A 17594-nucleotide genomic window follows, 5' to 3' on the forward strand; every position below is an offset into this window, starting at 1 on the left:
AGCTTTATTTATGCATGGGCTTGCGCCACACTGGCGGCTGGTTTTTCACCCCTCCGTTACTTCCCTCCGCGAACCCGCCATGCCGCAACCCGCCGCCCCCACCATCCTGATCCGCGACAGCGTGGATGCCGATCTGCCCGCCATCAAGGCCATCTACGCGCACCATGTGGAGCACGGCACCGCGTCGTTCGAACTGGAACCGCCATCGATCCAGGAGATGCGCCAGCGACGCGCCGGGGTGCTGGAAAAAGACATGCCCTACCTGGTGGCCGAGATCAACGGCGAAGTGGTGGGCTACGCCTACGTCACCCCCTACCGCCCGCGCCCGGCCTACCGCCACACGGTCGAGGATTCGGTCTACGTCAAGGCCGGCCGCGCCGGCCTGGGCATCGGCGGCAGGCTGCTGGCCAGCCTGGTCGAACGCTGCACCGCGGCCGGCTGGCGCCAGATGCTGGCGGTGGTGGGCGACAGCCGCAATGCCGCCTCGCTGGCGGTGCATGCGCGCCAGGGCTTTCACCCGGTGGGCACGCTGCGTTCGGTAGGCCATAAGCATGGCGAATGGCGTGACACCGTGCTGATGCAGCGCGCCTTGGGCGAGGGCGACAGCACGCCGCCGCAACGCCCATGATCCCGCCGCGCGCGGTGGTCTGCCTGGGGCTGACGCAACTGGTCGGCTGGGGCGTCACCTTCTACCTGATCGGCGCGCTGGGGCCGGACATGGCCGCCGACCTGGGCTGGGACCCGGCCACCCTCTACGGCGGCTTCTCCTGCGCCATCGTGGTCATGGCGCTGGTGTCGCCGCTGGCCGGCCGCGCGGTCGACCGATGGGGCGGACATCGGGTCATGCCCGCCGGCGCCACGCTGGCGGCGGCGGGCTGCGTCGCGCTGGCCGCCGCGCACGGCCTGCCTGCCTATTTCGCCGCCTGGACGCTGCTCGGTGTGGGCATGCGGCTGTGTCTGTACGACGCCGCATTCGCCTCGCTGGCGCGCGCCGCCGGCCCCACGGCGCGGCGGCCGATGTCGCAGATCACGCTGTTCGGCGGGCTCGCATCGACCGTCATGTGGCCGGTGGGCCATGCGCTGTCGGGCTGGCTGGGCTGGCGCGGCGCCGTGCTGGCCTACGGGGCGCTGGCATTGGCGACCGTGCCCCTCTACCTGGCGCTGCCGCGCGCACGCTACGCCGCGCCGGTCCAGGCCGCCGGCCAGGGTGGCGCGGGCCTGACGCGCAACGCATCCGAGCGGCGCCTGGCCGGCCTGCTGTACGCGGTGATCGCCATGCTCACCAATTTCCTGGCGGCCGGCAATGCCGCCCACCTGATCCCGCTACTGGCGGGCCTGGGGCTGACCAAGGCGCTGGCGGTCAATGTCGCCGCGTTGTGGGGCGTGGGCCAGTTCGCCTCGCGGCTGGCCGACGTCGCGCTGGGGTCGCGCCTGCATCCCTTGACCCTGACCCTGGCGGTGGCCGCCCTGATGCCGCTGGGTTTCGTGCTGGCGCTGCTGTCCGGCGGTCACCTCGTCGCCTTGGCCGCCTACGCCTTGCTCTACGGCGCCTGCAATGGCCTGCTGACCATCGCGCGCGGCACGCTGCCGCTGGCGTTGTTCGACTTCCGCAGCTATGGCGCACTGGTCGGCGCCCTGCTGATCCCCAGCTTCCTGTTGACCGCCGCCGCGCCCGTGGCCTACGCCTACGTGGTCGAACGGCACGGGTCGCACGCCGCGATGGGCATATCGGCGGGACTGGCTACCGCCATCCTGGCCGCGGCGCTGGCGTTGCGATGGCGCTTCATCGCCCGGACGCGGGGCTGAAAGGCGCGCCGCCGTCACGCAGCGCCGGCCGGCGCCGGGCGTTCGCGGCCTCGCGCCATGTCGGCGCGGCGCCAGCGCTGCTCGGCGAGCGCGGCGGCCAGTTCATCGCCCGTGCCGGGCCGGAAAAACAGGAAGCCCTGCAGCAGGTCGCAACCGGCTTCGCGCGCGGCGCGGCAATGCGCCTCGGTCTCGATGCCCTGGGCCACGGTGACGATGTCCAGGTCGCGCGCCAGCTGACAGATCGAGGTCATCACCTTCTGCGCCTCCGCCTGGCGCGCGGCGCTCCAGACGATGGACTTGTCCAGCTTCAAGCCGGTCAGGGGCAGCGTCGACAACCATTCGAGGTTGTTGTAGCCCTTGCCAAAATCATCCAGCCAGACCTGGATGCCTCGACCGGTGAAAGCTTCCAGCGTTGAACGGATATCGGCGGATCCCGCGTGCAGGGCCGCTTCTTCGGTGAGCTCGATGCGGATGTCGCCCGACGCCAGGCCGCACGCGGCGATACCGCGCAGGACTGTGCCGACGACATCGCGGCGCGCAAAGCTCTGCGGCGAGATATTGAGATTCACCGCCAGCGCCGCCCCTTGCGCCGCCTGCCGCCAGCGCGCCTGGTCACGGGCAATGGTCTGCAGGCTCCAGCTGATGAGGGCCTGCGCCGCCTCGGGGGCGGCTGCTTCGCGCAACAAGCCATCGATGCCCATCGTCTCGCCCCCGGCCGCACGCCATCGCAACAGCGCTTCGGCGCCGACGATTTCCAGATCCGCGGCGGTGACGATAGGCTGGTAGTGGAACCGCAGGCGGTCGCCCTGGATCGCGGCCAGCAGCGGCGACACGGCGCCTTCCTTGCGGATCACCGTGGGTTCGTGGCTCGCGCCGCCGCCATCCTGGACCAGCGTGGCCGAGAACGCATAGCCCTTGCCGCGCAGGCTGCGTATTGGAATGGCCATGCCGGCGGCAACGCCCTTGCGCTTGAGGCGGCTGATGACCAGGTCCAACGCGCGGCCATTGCCGGCAATGTCGAGGCCGGCGGCGGCGAAGCCCGCGCGGCGGATGACGCGCTCGGGATGGCCGTGCATGCCCTTGAGCACCGCGCGTTCCATGGGCGTGAGATTGACGGCCGCCCCGCCGGGCGAGACCAGCGTCCATTCGTTGTCGCACAGCCGCCAGCTTTGTTCCGCCGCGGCGGGCTCGGCCGCCACGTCCGGCCGGCGCGGCGTGGAGGCCACGGGCGGCTGGCACAAGGTCAGCTTGCGCTGCGCCGACTGAATCGCCGCCGCCACTTCGCTGTAGCTGATGTTCGCGTCATAGCAACTATCCGCGCCGGCCAGCAGCGCGTTGATCCGCATCGCGGGGCTTTCGATGTGGCGGATGGCGATGATGGTCGAGTGGGCGAAGCGCGCGCGCAGTTGGCCGATCGTGATGTCCAGGTCGCGCGGCAGGCACAGATGCACCTGGATTTCCCCGGCATGGCGCGCCGGCGCCGGTTCCTGGAGCGATACGGGATTCAGGACGAAACCGATCTGCTGGAGCGAATCGGAGATGCCCTGCTTGGCGAATTCGTTATCGAAAATAAGGATGATGCGCGACCGATTCATGATGATTGAGCCCTGGATAAATACGCATTCCATCGAACGGTATTGAAATGTTTTTTTTCATCTCCATACCTGGAACAGGGTCGCAAAAAAAGGGCGCTCAATCCTTCCTGGTGCCGCGTAAAGTCGAAAATCATTGAATTCCATTCATTTAAAAATGAATGGAATTCAATATATCGAAATAAAATTCGCCGATGAGTGAAACGTAGCGACATGCGCGCGGCTACGGTGCCGGCGCAATCCGACGCCATTGCGGCGCGATCCGGCAACGCGCCGCGGCGGTCCGCCGGGCGCTTTCCGAAGCAGGGGGTCGTTGTTGGAGGGGTGTCGCGGGCGGTCGGCTCAAGCCGCGCCCTGAGCCTGCCATTTGTCCCAGCCGGCGCGGCGAAGCTTGCAGGCCGGGCATTCGCCGCAGCCATAGCCCCAGGCATGGCGCGCGCCGCGCTCGCCCAGGTAACAGGTGTGGCTTTCCTCGACGATGGTCTCGACCAGCGCGTCGCCGCCCAACTGCTTTGCCAGCGCCCAGGTTTCCGACTTGTCGATCCACATCAGCGGCGTCTCGATGGTGACGCGGCTGCCCAGCCCCAACCCCAGCGCCACCTGCTGCGCCTTGATGGTGTCGTCGCGGCAATCGGGATAGCCCGAGAAATCGGTTTCGCACATGCCGCCCACCAGCACGTCCAGTTGGCGCCGGTAGCCCAGGGCGGCGGCCAGCGTCAGGAACAGCAGGTTGCGTCCCGGCACGAAGGTGTTGGGCAGGCCGTTTTCCTGCATCTCGATGGCGCGGTCGCTGGTCATGGCCGTGTCGCCCACCTGGCCCAGCACCTTCAGGTCCAGCAGATGGTCTTCGCCCAGGCGCGCCGCCCATTGCGGAAAGCGCGCGCGGATCTCGCGCAGCACATTCAGGCGCGCATCCAGCTCGATGCGGTGGCGCTGGCCATAGTCGAACGCCACGGTTTCCACATGGGCATAGCGGTCCAGCGCCCAGGCCAGGCAGGTGGTGGAATCCTGTCCGCCCGAAAACAGCACGAGCGCGCGACGTTGGTGGTTCAGCATAAATGGGGGTTTCTGCAAAGACTAAGGGATAGAGCCAGACTTTACCGCAGCCAGCCGTCTTTCCCGTAAGGAAGCCTGCGTAAAATCGGTGACGTTTTCGTTTGTGGTTCACCCGTAGCGCGCATCACCCCACCCTCCCCTTTTCCAGCAGCCCGACGGATCTCCCGCCCGATGAATGCCAGCCGCCCGCAGTCCGATTCAGCAGAACCCTTGCGTCACGATATCCGGCTGTTAGGCCGATTGCTGGGCGAAGTCATCGCCGAATGCGAAGGCAAGCGCGTCTTCGACACCATCGAGACCCTGCGCCGCACCGCCGTTAAATTCCGCCGCGAAGGCAACGCCGCCGACGGCAAGCTGCTGGAGCAACGCGTCAAGCACCTGCAGGGCAGCGACCCCAACTCGGTGGCGCGCGCCTTCAGCTACTTCCTGCACCTGTCCAACATCGCCGAGGACCGCGACCAGAACCGCAGCCAGCGCGCCCGCGCCCTGGCCGGCGATGCGCCCGCGCGCGGCAGCCTGCGCGACGCGGTGCAGACCCTGGGCCGCCATGGCGTGACGCCCGCGCGCATCCGCCGCCTGCTGGCCGACGCCTGCGTCATGCCGGTGCTGACCGCCCACCCCACCGAAGTGCAGCGCAAGAGCACGCTGGACGTGCATCGCGAGATCGCGGCCGCGCTGGTCCAGCGCGACAACCCGCTGACGCCGGAAGAACTGGCCGAACTCGACGCCGCATTGCTCGGCCGCGTGGCCACGCTGTGGCAGACCCGCATGCTGCGCTACACCCGCCTGACGGTGGCCGACGAGATCGAGAACGCGCTGTCGTACTACCGCAGCACCTTCCTGCAGGTCATCCCGCGCGTCTACGGCGACCTGTCCAAGCTGCTCAACCGCGACGCCAAGCCGTTCGGCGCGCCCCCGCCGCCGCTGGAGCCGTTCCTGCGCATGGGCAGCTGGATCGGCGGCGACCGCGACGGCAACCCGAACGTGGATGCCGGCACGCTGGAGCGCGCGCTGCTGCGCCAGGCCACCGTGCTGTTCGAGCACTACCTGCAGGAAGTGCACGCGCTGGGCGCCGAGCTGTCCATCACCACGCTGCTGATCGCGGTCGACCCGGCCTTGCTGGCGCTGGCCGAGCACAGCGGCGACGACTCGCCGCATCGCAGCGACGAGCCCTACCGGCGCGCGCTGGTCGGCGTCTACGCGCGCCTGGCCGCCACCGCGCTGCGCCTGACAGGACAGGACCTGGCGCGCCGCAGCACCGTCGCGGCACAACCCTACGGCACGCCGCAGGAACTGTCGGCGGACCTGGCCGTCATCGCGGCGTCGCTGTCCGCGCACCATGGCGCGCCCATCGGCAAGTTGCGCCTGGCGGGGCTGCAGCAAGCGGTCGAGGTGTTCGGCTTCCATCTCGCGACGGTCGACCTGCGGCAGAGCTCAGACGTGCACGAGCGCGCGCTGGCCGAGCTGTTCAGCCGCGCCGGCGCCACCCGTGACGGCCAGCCGCTGGACTACCTGGCGCTGGACGAAGACGCGCGCGTGGCCCTGCTGCGCGCCGAACTGGCGCAGGCGCGGCCGCTGGCCTCGCCCTGGATCGCCTACAGCGAAGACACCACGCGCGAACTGGCGGTGCTGCGCGCGGCCGCCGCCGGCCGCCAGCGCTATGGCAAGCAGGCCGTGCGCCAGACCATCGTCTCGCACACCGAAACGCTCAGCGACCTGCTGGAAGTGATGGTGCTGCAAAAGGAAGCGGGCCTGATCGCGCCCGCCGGCCAGGACATCCCGCCGGAAGACGGCCTGATGGTGGTGCCGCTGTTCGAGACCATCCCCGACCTGCAGCGCGGCGCCGACATCATGGCCGCCTGGCTCGACCTGCCCGAGATCCGCGAGCGCGTGAAGCGCGCCCAGAATGGCGCCCAGGAAGTCATGCTGGGCTACTCGGACAGCAACAAGGACGGCGGCTTTCTCACCTCCAACTGGTCGCTCTACCAGGCCGAACGCGCGCTGGTGGACGTCTTCTCCAGCCGCCACGTGCGCCTGCGCCTGTTCCATGGCCGCGGCGGCTCGGTGGGCCGGGGCGGCGGCTCCAGCTTCGACGCCATCCTGGCGCAGCCGCCGGGCACGGTGGCCGGCCAGATCCGCCTGACCGAACAGGGCGAAGTCATCCAGAGCAAGTACAAGGACGCCGAGGTCGGCCGCTGGCACCTGGAGCTGCTGGTCGCCGCCACGCTCGAATCCAGCCTGGCGCCGCGCGCCGAGGCCACCAGCGCGGAAGACGCGCACATGGCGCAGCATGGCCCGGCCATGTCGTTCATGTCCGAGACCGCGCAGCGCAGCTACCGCGGCCTGGTGTATGACACGCCGCGCTTTGCCGAATACTTCTTCGCCGCCACCCCCATCGCCGAGATCGCCGGGCTGAACATCGGCTCGCGCCCCGCTTCGCGCAAGAAGGGCCAGCGCATCGAAGACCTGCGCGCCATTCCCTGGGGCTTTTCCTGGGCCCAATGCCGCCTGATGCTGACCGGCTGGTACGGCATGGGCTCGGCCATCGAGGCCTATCTGGAGACCGGCGCGCCGGGAGCGCCGCGCTCGCGGCGCGGCCGCCTGGCGCAACTGCGCGAGATGGCGCGGGACTGGCCGGCCTTCCGCACCCTGCTGTCCAACATGGAGATGGTGCTGGCCAAGTCCGACCTGGCCATCGCCGCGCGCTATGCGCAGCTGGTGCCGCAGCGCGCGCTGCGCGAGAAGATCTTCGGCATGATCAGCGCTGAACACGCCCGCACCCTGGCCATGCTCAAGCTGCTGACCCGGCGCGAACTGCTGGCCGACAACCCCGCGCTGCAGGCCTCGCTGCGCGAGCGCTTCGCTTACATCGACCCGCTCAACTACCTGCAGGTCGACCTGATCCGCCGCCACCGCGCCGCGCAGAAGTCGCCCGCCGCCGAGGCCGACGAACGCGTGCAACGCGCGATCCACCTGACCATCAACGGCATCGCCGCCGGGTTGCGCAACTCGGGGTGAGGCAACAGGGCAACGCCGCGCCCGGGCTTCGGGCTCCGGCGCGCGCTTTGCCCCCATTCCATCGATTCGACCCTCCACGCAGAACGCGACGCGGCCTCGGCAGGCCGCCTTGCGCACGCTCCGCACTGTCCACCTGACGAACGCCCCAAAACGGCCATTTGTCCACCCCCGGCAACTTTTAGTACTATCTTCGTCAGAAATTCTATATACGCACAAATGTTCGCATATAGAACACAACGATTTTTCTGGCCCGCGCACAGGAAGACACCGACGGAAGAGACAGATCGCAGTTCCCTGGTTCCGCCTGTGCCGCCCGCCGCGCGCGCCCCGTAAGGCAAGCGAACCCTCATGGATACTCCCCTGCAGAACCTGGCCGTCATCGGCGCCGGCGCCATGGGCAGCGGCATCGCCGCGCTCTTCGCCTCGAAGGGATTGGACGTGGTCCTGGTCGACCCGATGGAAGGCGCCCTGGATCGCGCCCGCGCCGTCATCGAACGCCAGTTGAATGTCTACGCCCCCGGCCAGGTCGACGCCGTGATGCAACGCATCCGCATGGCGCCCGGCCTGGACGCGGCCGCCGCCTGTGACCTCGTCATCGAGGCGGTGCCCGAGAACCTGGAACTCAAGCGCGGCCTGTTCGCCCAGCTCGACACGCTGTGCAAGCCCGAAGCGATCTTCGCCACCAACACCTCGGGCCTGTCGATCAACGCCATCGCCAGTGCTGTCACGCGCCGCGACCGCTTCGTCGGCACGCACTTCTTCACCCCCGCCGACGTCATCCCGCTGGTCGAAGTGGTGCGCAACGACGCCACCTCGGAAGACACCGTGGCGCGCGTCATGGCGACGCTGCGCCTGGGCGGCAAGCGCCCGGTGCTGGTGCGCCAGGACATTCCCGGCTTCATCGCCAACCGCATCCAGCACGCCCTGGCGCGCGAAGCCATCTCGCTGTTGGAAAAGGGCGTGGCCAGCGCCGAGGACATCGACGAAGTGGTCAAGTGGAGCCTGGGCATCCGCCTGGCGCTGTCGGGTCCGCTGGAACAGCGCGACATGAACGGCATCGACGTCCACTACGCCATCGCCAGCTATCTCTACAAAGACCTGGAAAACCGCACCGAGCCGTCCGACCTGCTCAAGAGCAAGGTGGAGAACAGCCAGCTCGGCGCCAAGAGCGGCCAGGGTTTCTACACCTGGAGCCCCGAGCGCCGCGAACGGGTGCTGCGCGAGAAAAGCGCGGCGCTGGGCGAGCTGGCCGCGTGGCTCAACGCCAAGGCCGGCGATTCCTGACGCGGCAAGCGCAACACCGAATACCTACACCATAAGGCGCGCGGCGATCCCTCCGACGCGCCAGCGGGCCACGAGCCCAACCACACAAAGAAACCGACCGTCCCATCCGCCACGCGCCAACATCCGGCGCACGGCGGCGCAAGACACAAGAGCAATACGCCTTACCGGAGTTCGTAGGAGGCACCATGAATAAATTGGCATCTTTTTTCACTGAGCTGATGCGCAAGTATCTGCCCGATCCCTTTGTCTTCGCGATCGCGCTGACCCTGCTCACCGTGCTGCTGGCCATGGGCATCGAAGGCCAGGGCATCGGCGACGTGACCCGCGCCTGGGGCAAGGGCTTCTGGAGCCTGCTGGCCTTCACCACCCAGATGGCCGTGATCCTGGCCATGGGCTACGTGCTGGCCACCGCGCCGCTGACCGACCGCCTGCTCAACCGCATCGTCAGCCACGTGCACAAGCCGCACACCGCCATCATCGTCGCCACGCTGGTGGGCGGCATCGGCAGCTACCTGAACTGGGGCTTCGGCCTGGTCATCGGCGGCATCGTCGCCAAGAAGCTGGCGCTGAAGGTCAAGGGCGTGCACTACCCGCTGATCATCGCCGCGGCCTACAGCGGTTTCACCATGTACGGCCTGGGCCTGTCGGCCAGCATCCCCGTGCTGGTGGCCACCCCCGGCCACCCGACCGCCAAGCAGATGGGCATCATCCCGCTGACGGAAACCATCTTCTCGGTGCCGATGCTGATCACCAGCCTGGTGATCATCGTGACGCTGCCGCTGCTGAACGCCTGGCTGCACCCGAAGAAGGGCGAAAAGATCGTCGAAGTGGACCCGGCCATCGACCGCGACGCCAACGCGTCCAATGCGGCCGAAGACATGCTGGAGAAAGGCACCCTCGCCTCCAAGCTGAACAACAGCCGCATCCTCAGCCTGCTGATCGGCGCGCTCGGCGTGGCCTACGTCGCCTTCCACTTCATCGACGGCGGCTCGCTCGACCTGAACCTGATCAACTTCATCATCCTGTTCCTGGGCATCATCCTGCTGGGCACGCCGGCCGCCTACGTGGCCAAGCTGACCGAAGGCATCAAGACGATCTCCGGGATCATCCTGCAGTACCCGTTCTACGCCGGCATCATGGCCATCATGGCCGCCTCGGGCCTGGTGACCACCATCTCCAAGGTGTTCGTGGACGTCGCCACCCCGGCCTCGCTGCCGTTCTGGGGCCTGATCAGCTCGTTCGTCATCAACTTCTTCGCCCCGTCGGCCGGCGGCCACTGGGTCATCCAGGGTCCGTTCATGATCGACGCCGCCCGCGAGATCGGCAGCGCGCTCAACCAGACCACCATGGCCGTGATGCTGGGCAACGCCTGGAACGATCTGGTGCAGCCCTTCTGGATCCTGCCGGCGCTGGCGCTGTCCAAGCTCAAGCTGCGCGACGTGATGGGCTATACGGTCATCATGATGCTGTGGGTCGGCGTGATCCACATCACCGCCGTGCTGGCCTGGGGCTATCTGACGCATTAAGCCCCCCCGTACGCGCTTGCGCGCGCCCCCCAGGGGGCGACACCTGCAGACCGGAGAACGAGATCCACCCCGTACGCGCTCGCGCGCGCCCCCTCAAGGGGGCGACACCTGCAGACCGGCAGAGCCGGATCTGGCGGTGTCCTCGCTGGGGGAGAGGGAACGTTGAGGGGCGGAGTTCCTGGGAACGCCGCGATTGAGAACTGAATTGGGAGCTGAGATGAGCAAACCTACCGCGTATCTGGTGACCGGCGGCAGCGCCGGGATCGGCGCCGCCATCATCCGCATGCTGCTGGATGCCGGACACAAGGTCGTCAACATCGACTACCGCCTGCCCAAGAATCCGCCGGCCGGGCTGGTGTCGTACCAGGCCGACCTGACCGACGAGGCGCGCACCAAGGAAGTGGCCGCCGAAGTGACCGCGGCCTACGACATCGTCGGCCTGGTCAACAACGCCGGCGCCACGCGTCCCGGCACCGCCGACACGGCCACGCTGGCCGACCTGGACTACGTGGTCAACCTGCATCTGCGCACCGCGCTGATCCTGGTGCAGGCCGCGTTGCCGGCGATGCGCGCGGCCGGCTTCGGCCGCATCGTCAACATGTCGTCGCGCGCCGCGCTGGGCAAGCCGGACCGCGTGGTCTATTCGGCCACCAAGGCCGGCCTGGTCGGCCTGACGCGCACGCTGGCGATGGAACTGGGCGGCGACGGCATCACCGTCAACGCCATCGGCCCCGGCCCCATCGCCACCGACCTGTTCACCAAGAGCAATCCGGCCGGCGCGCCGCAGACCGAACGCATCATCAACAGCATCGTGGTCAAGCGCCTGGGCACGCCCGAGGACGTGGCGCGCGCCGCCATGTTCTTCCTGTCGCCCGACAACGGCTTCGTCACCGGCCAGATGCTGTATGTCTGCGGCGGCACGACGCTGGGCGTCGCCCCGATCTGAGGCCGGCCGCCATGTCCGCCCGCCTGCCCGACTCCGCCCGCCCGCGCCGCCTAGCGGCGCAGCAGCGCGTGGTTGATCTGGTCGGCGGCGTGGCGCAGCGGCGGCAGGAAGGTCGCCAGCATTTCCTCGCGCGAGAAGCGGTTGGCATGGCCGCTGACGTTCATGGCGGCGATCACGCGGCCGCTACGGTCGACGATCGGCACCGCGACGGATTGCAGGCCCGGTTCCAGTTCCTGCGCCACGCAGGCGTAGCCGTCGGCGCGCACGCTGGCCAGGATGGCCTTGAGCGCGCCGATGTCGGTCACGGTGTCCTTGGTGTAGGCCTGGATCTGGCTCATGGCCAGCACCCGGTCCAGTTCGGCCGCGGGCAGGCCCGCCAGCAGCACGCGACCCATCGACGTCACCCACGCCGGCAGGCGGCTGCCCACGGCCAGGTTGATGGTCATGACCTTGTGCGTCGACAGACGCAGGATGTAGACGATGTCGGCGCCTTCCAGCACCGACACCGAGCACGACTCGCGCGTCTGCTCGGCCACTTCTTCCATGTAGGGCAGCGCCAGGTTCCACAGCGGCGTGCCCGACAGGTAGGCGTAGCCCAGTTCGAGGATGCGCGGGGTCAGCGCGAACTTGCGGTCCTCGACCGTGACGTAGCCCAGGTGCTCCAGCGTCAGCAGGATGCGGCGCGCGCCGGCGCGGGTCAGGCCGGTCACGGCCGCGACCTCGGACAGCGTCATCTGGGAACGATCCGGGCCGAACGCCCGGATCACGGACAGGCCGCGCGCAAAAGATTGAACGTAGCTGTCGCTGGGTTGCTGGGTTGCTTGCTCGGCCATCCGTCTACCGCGAGAAAAAACGTTGCCGCTGCCGGCAACCCTGGACGGGGAGGATCGGGCCGCGCCGGCTTGCCTTGACGGTCGACCATCCCCATGAAACGATGTTCTTCAGAAGAACGAAAGTTCTAATTAAGAACAAATTATGACACGCCACCTATGAGCGAACACCATGATTTCTAAGCTTGTTGCAAGCGCGGCGGCCGCCCTCGCCGACGTCCCCGACGGCGCCACCGTCATGATCGGCGGCTTCGGCACCGCCGGCCAGCCCATGGAACTGATCGACGCCCTGCTCGAGCAAGGCGCCAAGGACCTGGTCATCATCAACAACAACGCCGGCAACGGCACCACCGGCCTGGCCGCCCTGCTGGGCGCCAACCGCGTGCGCAAGATCATCTGCTCGTTCCCCCGCCAGGTGGACTCGCAGATCTTCGACGGCCTGTACCGCAGCGGCAAGATCGAGCTCGAACTGGTGCCCCAGGGCAACCTGGCCGAGCGCATCCGCGCCGCCGGCGCCGGCATCGGCGCGTTCTACTCGCCCACCGGCTACGGCACCCCGCTGGCCGACGGCAAGGAAACCCGCGAGATCAACGGCCGCCAATACGTGCTGGAATATCCGCTGCACGCCGACTACGCGCTCATCAAGGCCGAGCGCGGCGACCGCTGGGGCAACCTGGTGTACCGCAAGACGGCGCGCAACTTCGGCCCCATCATGGCCAGCGCGGCGCGCGTGGCCGTGGCGCAGGTGCGCGAAGTCGTGGAACTGGGCGCACTCGACCCGGAAACCGTCGTCACCCCCGGCATCTTCGTGCAGCGCGTCGTGCAGATCGACGCCGCCCAGGCCGCCAAGGAGCAGCAATGAGCACCAAACTGACCCGCGACCAGATCGCCGCCCGCGTCGCCCAGGACATCCCTGAAGGCGCCTACGTCAACCTCGGCATCGGCCTGCCCACGCTGGTGGCCAACCACCTGCCGGCCGACCGCGAAGTCATCCTGCACACCGAGAACGGCATGCTGGGCATGGGCCCCGCGCCGGCCAAGGGCGAAGAAGACTACGACCTCATCAACGCCGGCAAGCAGCCCGTCACCGAACTGCCCGGCTGCTCGTTCTTCCATCACGCCGACTCGTTCGCGATGATGCGCGGCGGCCACCTGGACATCTGCGTGCTGGGCGCCTTCCAGGTGTCGCAGCACGGCGACCTGGCCAACTGGCACACCGGCGCGCCCGACGCCATCCCCGCCGTGGGCGGCGCGATGGACCTGGCCATCGGCGCCAAGGACGTCTTCGTCATGATGGAACTGCAGACCCGCGAAGGCCAGAGCAAGCTGGTCGACGCCTGCACCTATCCGCTGACCGGCGTGCGCTGCGTGTCGCGCGTGTACACCGACGTGGCCGTGTTCGACATCCGCGCCGACGGCGTCACGGTGATCGACATGTTCGGCGAAACCACCGCCGACGAACTGCTGCGCCTGACCGGCCTGCCGCTGAAGTTTTCCAACTGATCATTCCCCCCGCGCCCCGGCAACGCCGGGGCCGATTTCCTGGAGACACCCATCATGTTGTTCATGGTTCAAATGCAGGTCAATCTGCCCGTCGACATGCCGGCCGCCCAGGCCGACAAGCTCAAGGCCGACGAAAAGGCCCTGGCGCAGCAGCTGCAACGCGACGGCAAGTGGAAGAGCCTGTGGCGCGTGGTCGGCCGCTACGCCAACGTCAGCATCTTCGACGTGCAGGACAACGACGAACTGCACGCGCTGCTGTCGTCGCTGCCGCTGTTCCCGTACATGGACATCCAGGTGACGGCGCTGGCGCGCCATCCCTCGGCCATCTGAACGGAGCCGCCCATGCCCTACATCATCGAAACCTTCGACAAGCCCGACCACCAGGCCGTGCGCCAGCAGCATCGCGCCGCGCATCTGGAATACCTGGACGCCAACAAGCATCTGCTGCTGGCCTGCGGCGCCAAGCTGCAGGATGACGGCAAGGACCTGGGCGGCGGCCTGTACATCGTCGACCTGGACACGCGCGAGGCCGCGCAGCAGTTCATCGACGCCGATCCCTTCGCCCAGGCGCAGCTGTTCCAGCGCGTGACCATCACGCGCTGGCGCAAGGCCTACGTCGACGGCACCTGCTATCTGTAATCGCCACGCGGCCGCCTCCGGGGGGCCGCGCTTTCATTCCCCGAGGATTTCCCGCATGTCTTACGCCGATCTCAGCCAGGCACGGCTGTTCTACGTCATCGATGGCCCCGCCGACGCGCCGGTGCTGGTGCTCTCCAATTCGCTGGGCACCAACGCCGACATGTGGGCGCGCCAGGTTCCCGCGCTGAGCAAGCACTTCCGCGTGCTGCGCTACGACACCCGCGGCCACGGCAAGTCCTCGGTCCCCGACGGCGAATACACGTTCGCGCAACTGGGCAACGACGTCGCCGAGCTGCTGGCGCACCTGAACATCGAGCGCGCCCACTTCTGCGGCCTGTCGATGGGCGGCCCCACCGGCCTGTGGCTGGCGCTGAACCGGCCCGAGCTGATCGGCAAGCTGATCCTGTGCAATACCGCCGCGCGCATCGGCTCGGCCGAAGGCTGGAGCGCCCGCATCGCCGCCGTGGCCGAGCAGACGCTGGAAAAGATGGCCCCGACCCTGGTCGAGCGCTGGCTCACCGACGGCTACCGCGCCGCCGAGCCGGGCCTGTCGCAAGTGCTGGTCGATATGCTGCGCCGCACCCCCGACGCCGGCTACTCGGGCAACTGCGCCGCGCTGCGCGACGCCGACTTCCGCGAACAGGTGTCGGCCATCAAGGCGCCGACGCTGGTCATCAGCAGCACCCACGACCTGGCCGCCACGCCCGCGCAGGGCCAGGAACTGGCCGCCGCCATCAGCGGCGCGCGCTATCTCGAACTGAACACCTCCCACATCTCCAACTGGGAACAACCGGAAGCCTTCACCCGCGCGGTGGTCGACTTCCTCGCGGAGTAAGCCATGCAGCGCTGGACCCATCGGCCCGAAGGCTCCAACTGGGGCGACTTCGGACCCGACGACCAACTCGGCCGCCTCAATCTCATCACCGAAGAACAGGTCCTGAAAGGCGCGCGTGAAATCCGCGCCGGCAAGACCTTCTGCCTGTCGCTGCCGCTGGACCTGCCCGGCGGCAACGTGCTCAACCCGCGGCGCCATCCGCCGCAACTGAGCCCGACGCGCCTGGCCGACACGCCCTACCTGAACTTCCCGCTGCGCAACGTCAACCCGGACGCGGTCGACGTGCTGAGCGACGACCAGGTGCTGCTGTCGATGCAGTACTCGACGCAATGGGACGCGCTGGCGCACGTCGGCGCGCTGTTCGACGCCGACGGCGACGGCAAGCCCGAGCTGCGCTACTACAACGGCTACCAGGCCGGCGTCGACGTCGTCGGCCCGGCCGACGGCGACCACACCGGCTGCGGCTGCAACAGCGGCGGCCCCTCGGCCGCGCTGAAGCTCGGCGTCGAGAACCTGGCGCAGAAAGGCATGCAGGGCCGCGGCGTGCTGCTGGACCTGGCGCGCCACTACGGCCCCGGCCGCACCCTGATCGGCCACGCCGAGATCCAGCACGTGCTGAAGACGGACGGCATCGAGATCGAGGCCGGCGACATGCTGGTGCTGCGCACCGGCTACGCCGAAGCCGTGGTCGCCATGGCCGGCAAGCCCGACGCCGAGGTGCTGCACACCTACGGCGCCGCGCTCGATGGCACCGACGCCGCGCTGCTGCAGTGGATCACCGACAGCGGCATCGCCGCCATCTGCGCCGACAACTACGCCGTGGAAGCCTATCCCGCGCGCGAGAAAACCGGCCCGCGCGCCATGCTGCCGCTGCACCACCACTGCCTGTTCAAGCTGGGCCTGCCGTTGGCCGAGCTGTGGTACGTGAAGGAGCTGGCCGAGTGGCTGCATGCCAACGGCCGCCACCGCTTCATGCTGACCGCCCCGCCGCTGCGCCTGCCGCACGCGATCGGCTCGCCGGTCACGCCGATCGCCACGGTGTAGGCCACGCCTCGGGTCGCGCCGGGCGCGGCCGGGAGGCCCGCCTGGCGGGCTGGGTCGTCAACGACCGTGCCGTGATCCGGGCCCGCGGTAATCGATCACGTCCTGCTTGCGACGCGCAGAAAAAAGCGCCGGTCCGTTCAACGGCCGGCGCTTTTCACTTACGCGGAATCCACGCCGCGTTCAGCCTTTCAGGCAGGTGCTCATGAAGGTCTTGCGCTTGTCGCCGGTCAGCTTCTGTTCGCCGGCCTTGGCGTTGCAGTCCTTCATCTTCTGCTGCTGCGGCGTCAGCTGCTTGGCGGGCGGCGGCGCCTCGCCCTTCAGGCAGGCGCTCATGTACGTCTTGCGATCATCGCCCTTCTTGCCTTCGGCCGACTTGTTGCAATCGGCCATGCGCTGCTGCTGCGGGGTCGGCGTCTTGGCTGCCGGCGTGGCGGCGGGCGCGGGGGTCTTGGCGGGTGCGGGCGCGGCGGCCGGCGTCTGGGCGTGGACGGCGCCCAGGAAACAGGCGGACAACACGATGGCCGAAGCCAATTGGCTAGTACGAGAAAGCATGAGTTCCTCCCTTGATCGCCCGCCGGCGCCATCCTGGCGCGCGCCCGGGCCGCAAGATCCGCCGGCCAAGTTGCCGGCGTGGTCATCATCGGACAAAGCCGCATGCTTCGCAAGCGTCGAAAGGACAACAAATGCTAACGCCGCCGCGATCATTCAGCTTACAGAAAGGTGGTGCCAGACCGTTCCGGCGACGGCCATTTTTCCTCCGAAAACCGTGCACCGCCCACCCGCGCCACCGCGCCGAGATTCCACCCAAATCGCCTGAAACGCCCGCAAGTTGGAGACATTCCGATGCACTTGTGGCATCCACGGCGGAATCTGCGGCTATCCCCAGCAACCTGTTACCCATTCATCCCTTTGGGCCGTTGTGCCCGGGTCGGGAAAGGTGTGAGATAGACGCATGCCCCGACACGCGACGCCAAAGACCGCGACCGGGACGCCCCGGCAGCCGGGCAACAGGAGACCGCCATGAAATCCGCCCTCGCCATCCTCGCATTGCTGGCCGGCCTGACCGGCGCCGCCAACGCGCAAAGCCTGTACGGCGTCACGCTCGGCAATATCCAGGCCGTCCGCGACACCAACGAAAACCAGTCCACCATCACCGGCTTGCTCGCCAACCAGTCCAGCCGCGCCGTCAACTACGTGATGCTGACTTTCGTCCTCTACGACGACCAGGGCCGCGAGATCGGCCGGGTGCGCGATGACGACATCGGCCCCCTGGCGCCGGGCCAGATCAAGACCATCCGCGCCATCACGCCGCTCCGATTCGCCAAGGTCACCGCCCTGGACATCCGCGCCCGATAATCCAAAAAAACCCTTATCTGGATAGGGTTTAGTCAAGCCGGCGTCAGGCCAATTGTGGGAAAATTCCGCAGCCGACTCGACAAAAGGGGCTTCCACACGAAGCCCCTTGTTGCGTCTGCCGGCACGCCGGCATGCCCGGCCTCGTTACCAAGGAAGTGA

The 17594-nt window shown here is 68.1% G+C and carries 17 protein-coding genes; 13 read left to right on the plus strand and 4 right to left on the minus strand.

What is annotated here, in order from left to right; translation table 11 throughout:
- Positions 1–79: 79 nt before the first annotated feature.
- A complete protein-coding gene (locus ABFG95_RS12540) occupies positions 80–628 on the plus strand; it encodes a GNAT family N-acetyltransferase (protein WP_049076590.1) in 549 nt (182 codons plus the stop codon).
- A complete protein-coding gene (locus ABFG95_RS12545) occupies positions 625–1806 on the plus strand; it encodes an MFS transporter (RefSeq protein WP_063580374.1) in 1182 nt (393 codons plus the stop codon). Before ABFG95_RS12540 ends, ABFG95_RS12545 begins: the two co-directional genes overlap by 4 nt.
- 14 nt (positions 1807–1820) lie before the next feature.
- On the opposite strand, the gene ABFG95_RS12550 is transcribed toward ABFG95_RS12545, so the two are convergent.
- Both ABFG95_RS12550 and queC read right to left on the minus strand, forming a co-directional pair.
- Positions 1821–3401, minus strand: a complete 1581-nt coding sequence (locus ABFG95_RS12550; protein ID WP_348995986.1) for an EAL domain-containing protein — start codon at positions 3399–3401, stop codon at positions 1821–1823.
- Positions 3402–3740: 339 nt separating this feature from the next.
- Positions 3741–4454, minus strand: coding sequence for a 7-cyano-7-deazaguanine synthase QueC (gene queC / locus ABFG95_RS12555; protein ID WP_278991995.1), 714 nt, complete (start codon positions 4452–4454; stop codon positions 3741–3743).
- Positions 4455–4625: 171 nt separating this feature from the next.
- Between queC and ppc the strand changes: the two genes are divergently transcribed.
- The 4 genes from ppc (at position 4626) to ABFG95_RS12575 (ending at position 11228) form a co-directional block, all read left to right on the plus strand.
- Complete coding sequence (ppc, locus tag ABFG95_RS12560) at positions 4626–7472, plus strand: phosphoenolpyruvate carboxylase (RefSeq protein ID WP_054419415.1); 2847 nt, start codon at positions 4626–4628, stop codon at positions 7470–7472.
- Between the two features lie 348 nt (positions 7473–7820).
- A complete protein-coding gene (locus ABFG95_RS12565) occupies positions 7821–8756 on the plus strand; it encodes a 3-hydroxyacyl-CoA dehydrogenase family protein (protein WP_278991996.1) in 936 nt (311 codons plus the stop codon).
- Positions 8757–8941: 185 nt separating this feature from the next.
- On the plus strand, positions 8942–10282 hold the full coding sequence (locus tag ABFG95_RS12570; protein ID WP_049076597.1) for a TIGR00366 family protein: 1341 nt from the start codon (positions 8942–8944) through the stop codon (positions 10280–10282).
- Between the two features lie 217 nt (positions 10283–10499).
- The gene (locus tag ABFG95_RS12575) at positions 10500–11228 is read left to right on the plus strand and encodes an SDR family oxidoreductase (protein WP_348995987.1); all 729 of its coding nucleotides are present in this window, start codon (positions 10500–10502) and stop codon (positions 11226–11228) included.
- A 50-nt stretch (positions 11229–11278) separates the two neighbouring features.
- Here the strand turns inward: ABFG95_RS12575 and ABFG95_RS12580 are convergent, their stop codons facing one another.
- Positions 11279–12061: an IclR family transcriptional regulator gene (locus ABFG95_RS12580; RefSeq protein ID WP_278991998.1), complete on the minus strand. Its 783-nt coding sequence runs from the start codon at positions 12059–12061 to the stop codon at positions 11279–11281.
- A 169-nt stretch (positions 12062–12230) separates the two neighbouring features.
- Here ABFG95_RS12580 and ABFG95_RS12585 point away from each other — a divergent pair, with 169 nt between their 5' ends.
- From ABFG95_RS12585 to ABFG95_RS12610, 6 genes are read left to right on the plus strand one after another with little or no spacing between them, the layout of a single operon-like run.
- Positions 12231–12920, plus strand: a complete 690-nt coding sequence (locus tag ABFG95_RS12585) for a 3-oxoacid CoA-transferase subunit A (protein WP_006390038.1) — start codon at positions 12231–12233, stop codon at positions 12918–12920.
- Complete coding sequence (locus tag ABFG95_RS12590) at positions 12917–13561, plus strand: 3-oxoacid CoA-transferase subunit B (protein WP_020926099.1); 645 nt, start codon at positions 12917–12919, stop codon at positions 13559–13561. Before ABFG95_RS12585 ends, ABFG95_RS12590 begins: the two co-directional genes overlap by 4 nt.
- Before the next feature lie 54 nt (positions 13562–13615).
- Positions 13616–13891 (plus strand): muconolactone Delta-isomerase, encoded by a 276-nt coding sequence (catC, locus tag ABFG95_RS12595; RefSeq protein WP_020926098.1) that lies wholly within the window; start codon positions 13616–13618, stop codon positions 13889–13891.
- A gap of 12 nt (positions 13892–13903) precedes the next feature.
- A complete protein-coding gene (locus ABFG95_RS12600) occupies positions 13904–14200 on the plus strand; it encodes a YciI family protein (protein ID WP_006390035.1) in 297 nt (98 codons plus the stop codon).
- Positions 14201–14255: 55 nt separating this feature from the next.
- On the plus strand, positions 14256–15035 hold the full coding sequence (pcaD, locus tag ABFG95_RS12605; protein ID WP_049076601.1) for a 3-oxoadipate enol-lactonase: 780 nt from the start codon (positions 14256–14258) through the stop codon (positions 15033–15035).
- Between the two features lie 3 nt (positions 15036–15038).
- Complete coding sequence (locus tag ABFG95_RS12610) at positions 15039–16079, plus strand: cyclase family protein (RefSeq protein ID WP_348995988.1); 1041 nt, start codon at positions 15039–15041, stop codon at positions 16077–16079.
- A gap of 180 nt (positions 16080–16259) precedes the next feature.
- Here the strand turns inward: ABFG95_RS12610 and ABFG95_RS12615 are convergent, their stop codons facing one another.
- Positions 16260–16631 carry a PsiF family protein gene (locus ABFG95_RS12615; RefSeq protein ID WP_049076604.1) on the minus strand — a complete coding sequence of 124 codons (372 nt, stop codon included), beginning with the start codon at positions 16629–16631 and terminating at the stop codon, positions 16260–16262.
- A 468-nt stretch (positions 16632–17099) separates the two neighbouring features.
- On the opposite strand from ABFG95_RS12615, the gene ABFG95_RS12620 reads away from it, so the two are divergent.
- Positions 17100–17435: an FxLYD domain-containing protein gene (locus tag ABFG95_RS12620; protein WP_049076613.1), complete on the plus strand. Its 336-nt coding sequence runs from the start codon at positions 17100–17102 to the stop codon at positions 17433–17435.
- The last annotated feature ends 159 nt before the right edge of the window (positions 17436–17594 follow it).

Origin of the sequence: Achromobacter sp. HNDS-1 (genome assembly GCF_040084795.1) — a bacterium.
Lineage (GTDB): Bacteria > Pseudomonadota > Gammaproteobacteria > Burkholderiales > Burkholderiaceae_B > Achromobacter > Achromobacter ruhlandii.

Coding starts and splice junctions, on each gene's coding strand:
- ABFG95_RS12580 (WP_278991998.1), bottom strand. CDS start 12,061: ATGGCCGAGCAAGCAACCCAGCAACCCAGCGACAGCTACGTTCAATCT.
- ABFG95_RS12615 (WP_049076604.1), bottom strand. CDS start 16,631: ATGCTTTCTCGTACTAGCCAATTGGCTTCGGCCATCGTGTTGTCCGCC.
- ABFG95_RS12590 (WP_020926099.1), top strand. CDS start 12,917: ATGAGCACCAAACTGACCCGCGACCAGATCGCCGCCCGCGTCGCCCAG.
- catC (WP_020926098.1), top strand. CDS start 13,616: ATGTTGTTCATGGTTCAAATGCAGGTCAATCTGCCCGTCGACATGCCG.
- ABFG95_RS12575 (WP_348995987.1), top strand. CDS start 10,500: ATGAGCAAACCTACCGCGTATCTGGTGACCGGCGGCAGCGCCGGGATC.
- queC (WP_278991995.1), bottom strand. CDS start 4,454: ATGCTGAACCACCAACGTCGCGCGCTCGTGCTGTTTTCGGGCGGACAG.
- ppc (WP_054419415.1), top strand. CDS start 4,626: ATGAATGCCAGCCGCCCGCAGTCCGATTCAGCAGAACCCTTGCGTCAC.
- ABFG95_RS12570 (WP_049076597.1), top strand. CDS start 8,942: ATGAATAAATTGGCATCTTTTTTCACTGAGCTGATGCGCAAGTATCTG.
- ABFG95_RS12585 (WP_006390038.1), top strand. CDS start 12,231: ATGATTTCTAAGCTTGTTGCAAGCGCGGCGGCCGCCCTCGCCGACGTC.
- ABFG95_RS12610 (WP_348995988.1), top strand. CDS start 15,039: ATGCAGCGCTGGACCCATCGGCCCGAAGGCTCCAACTGGGGCGACTTC.
- ABFG95_RS12565 (WP_278991996.1), top strand. CDS start 7,821: ATGGATACTCCCCTGCAGAACCTGGCCGTCATCGGCGCCGGCGCCATG.
- pcaD (WP_049076601.1), top strand. CDS start 14,256: ATGTCTTACGCCGATCTCAGCCAGGCACGGCTGTTCTACGTCATCGAT.
- ABFG95_RS12620 (WP_049076613.1), top strand. CDS start 17,100: ATGAAATCCGCCCTCGCCATCCTCGCATTGCTGGCCGGCCTGACCGGC.
- ABFG95_RS12550 (WP_348995986.1), bottom strand. CDS start 3,401: ATGAATCGGTCGCGCATCATCCTTATTTTCGATAACGAATTCGCCAAG.
- ABFG95_RS12540 (WP_049076590.1), top strand. CDS start 80: ATGCCGCAACCCGCCGCCCCCACCATCCTGATCCGCGACAGCGTGGAT.
- ABFG95_RS12600 (WP_006390035.1), top strand. CDS start 13,904: ATGCCCTACATCATCGAAACCTTCGACAAGCCCGACCACCAGGCCGTG.
- ABFG95_RS12545 (WP_063580374.1), top strand. CDS start 625: ATGATCCCGCCGCGCGCGGTGGTCTGCCTGGGGCTGACGCAACTGGTC.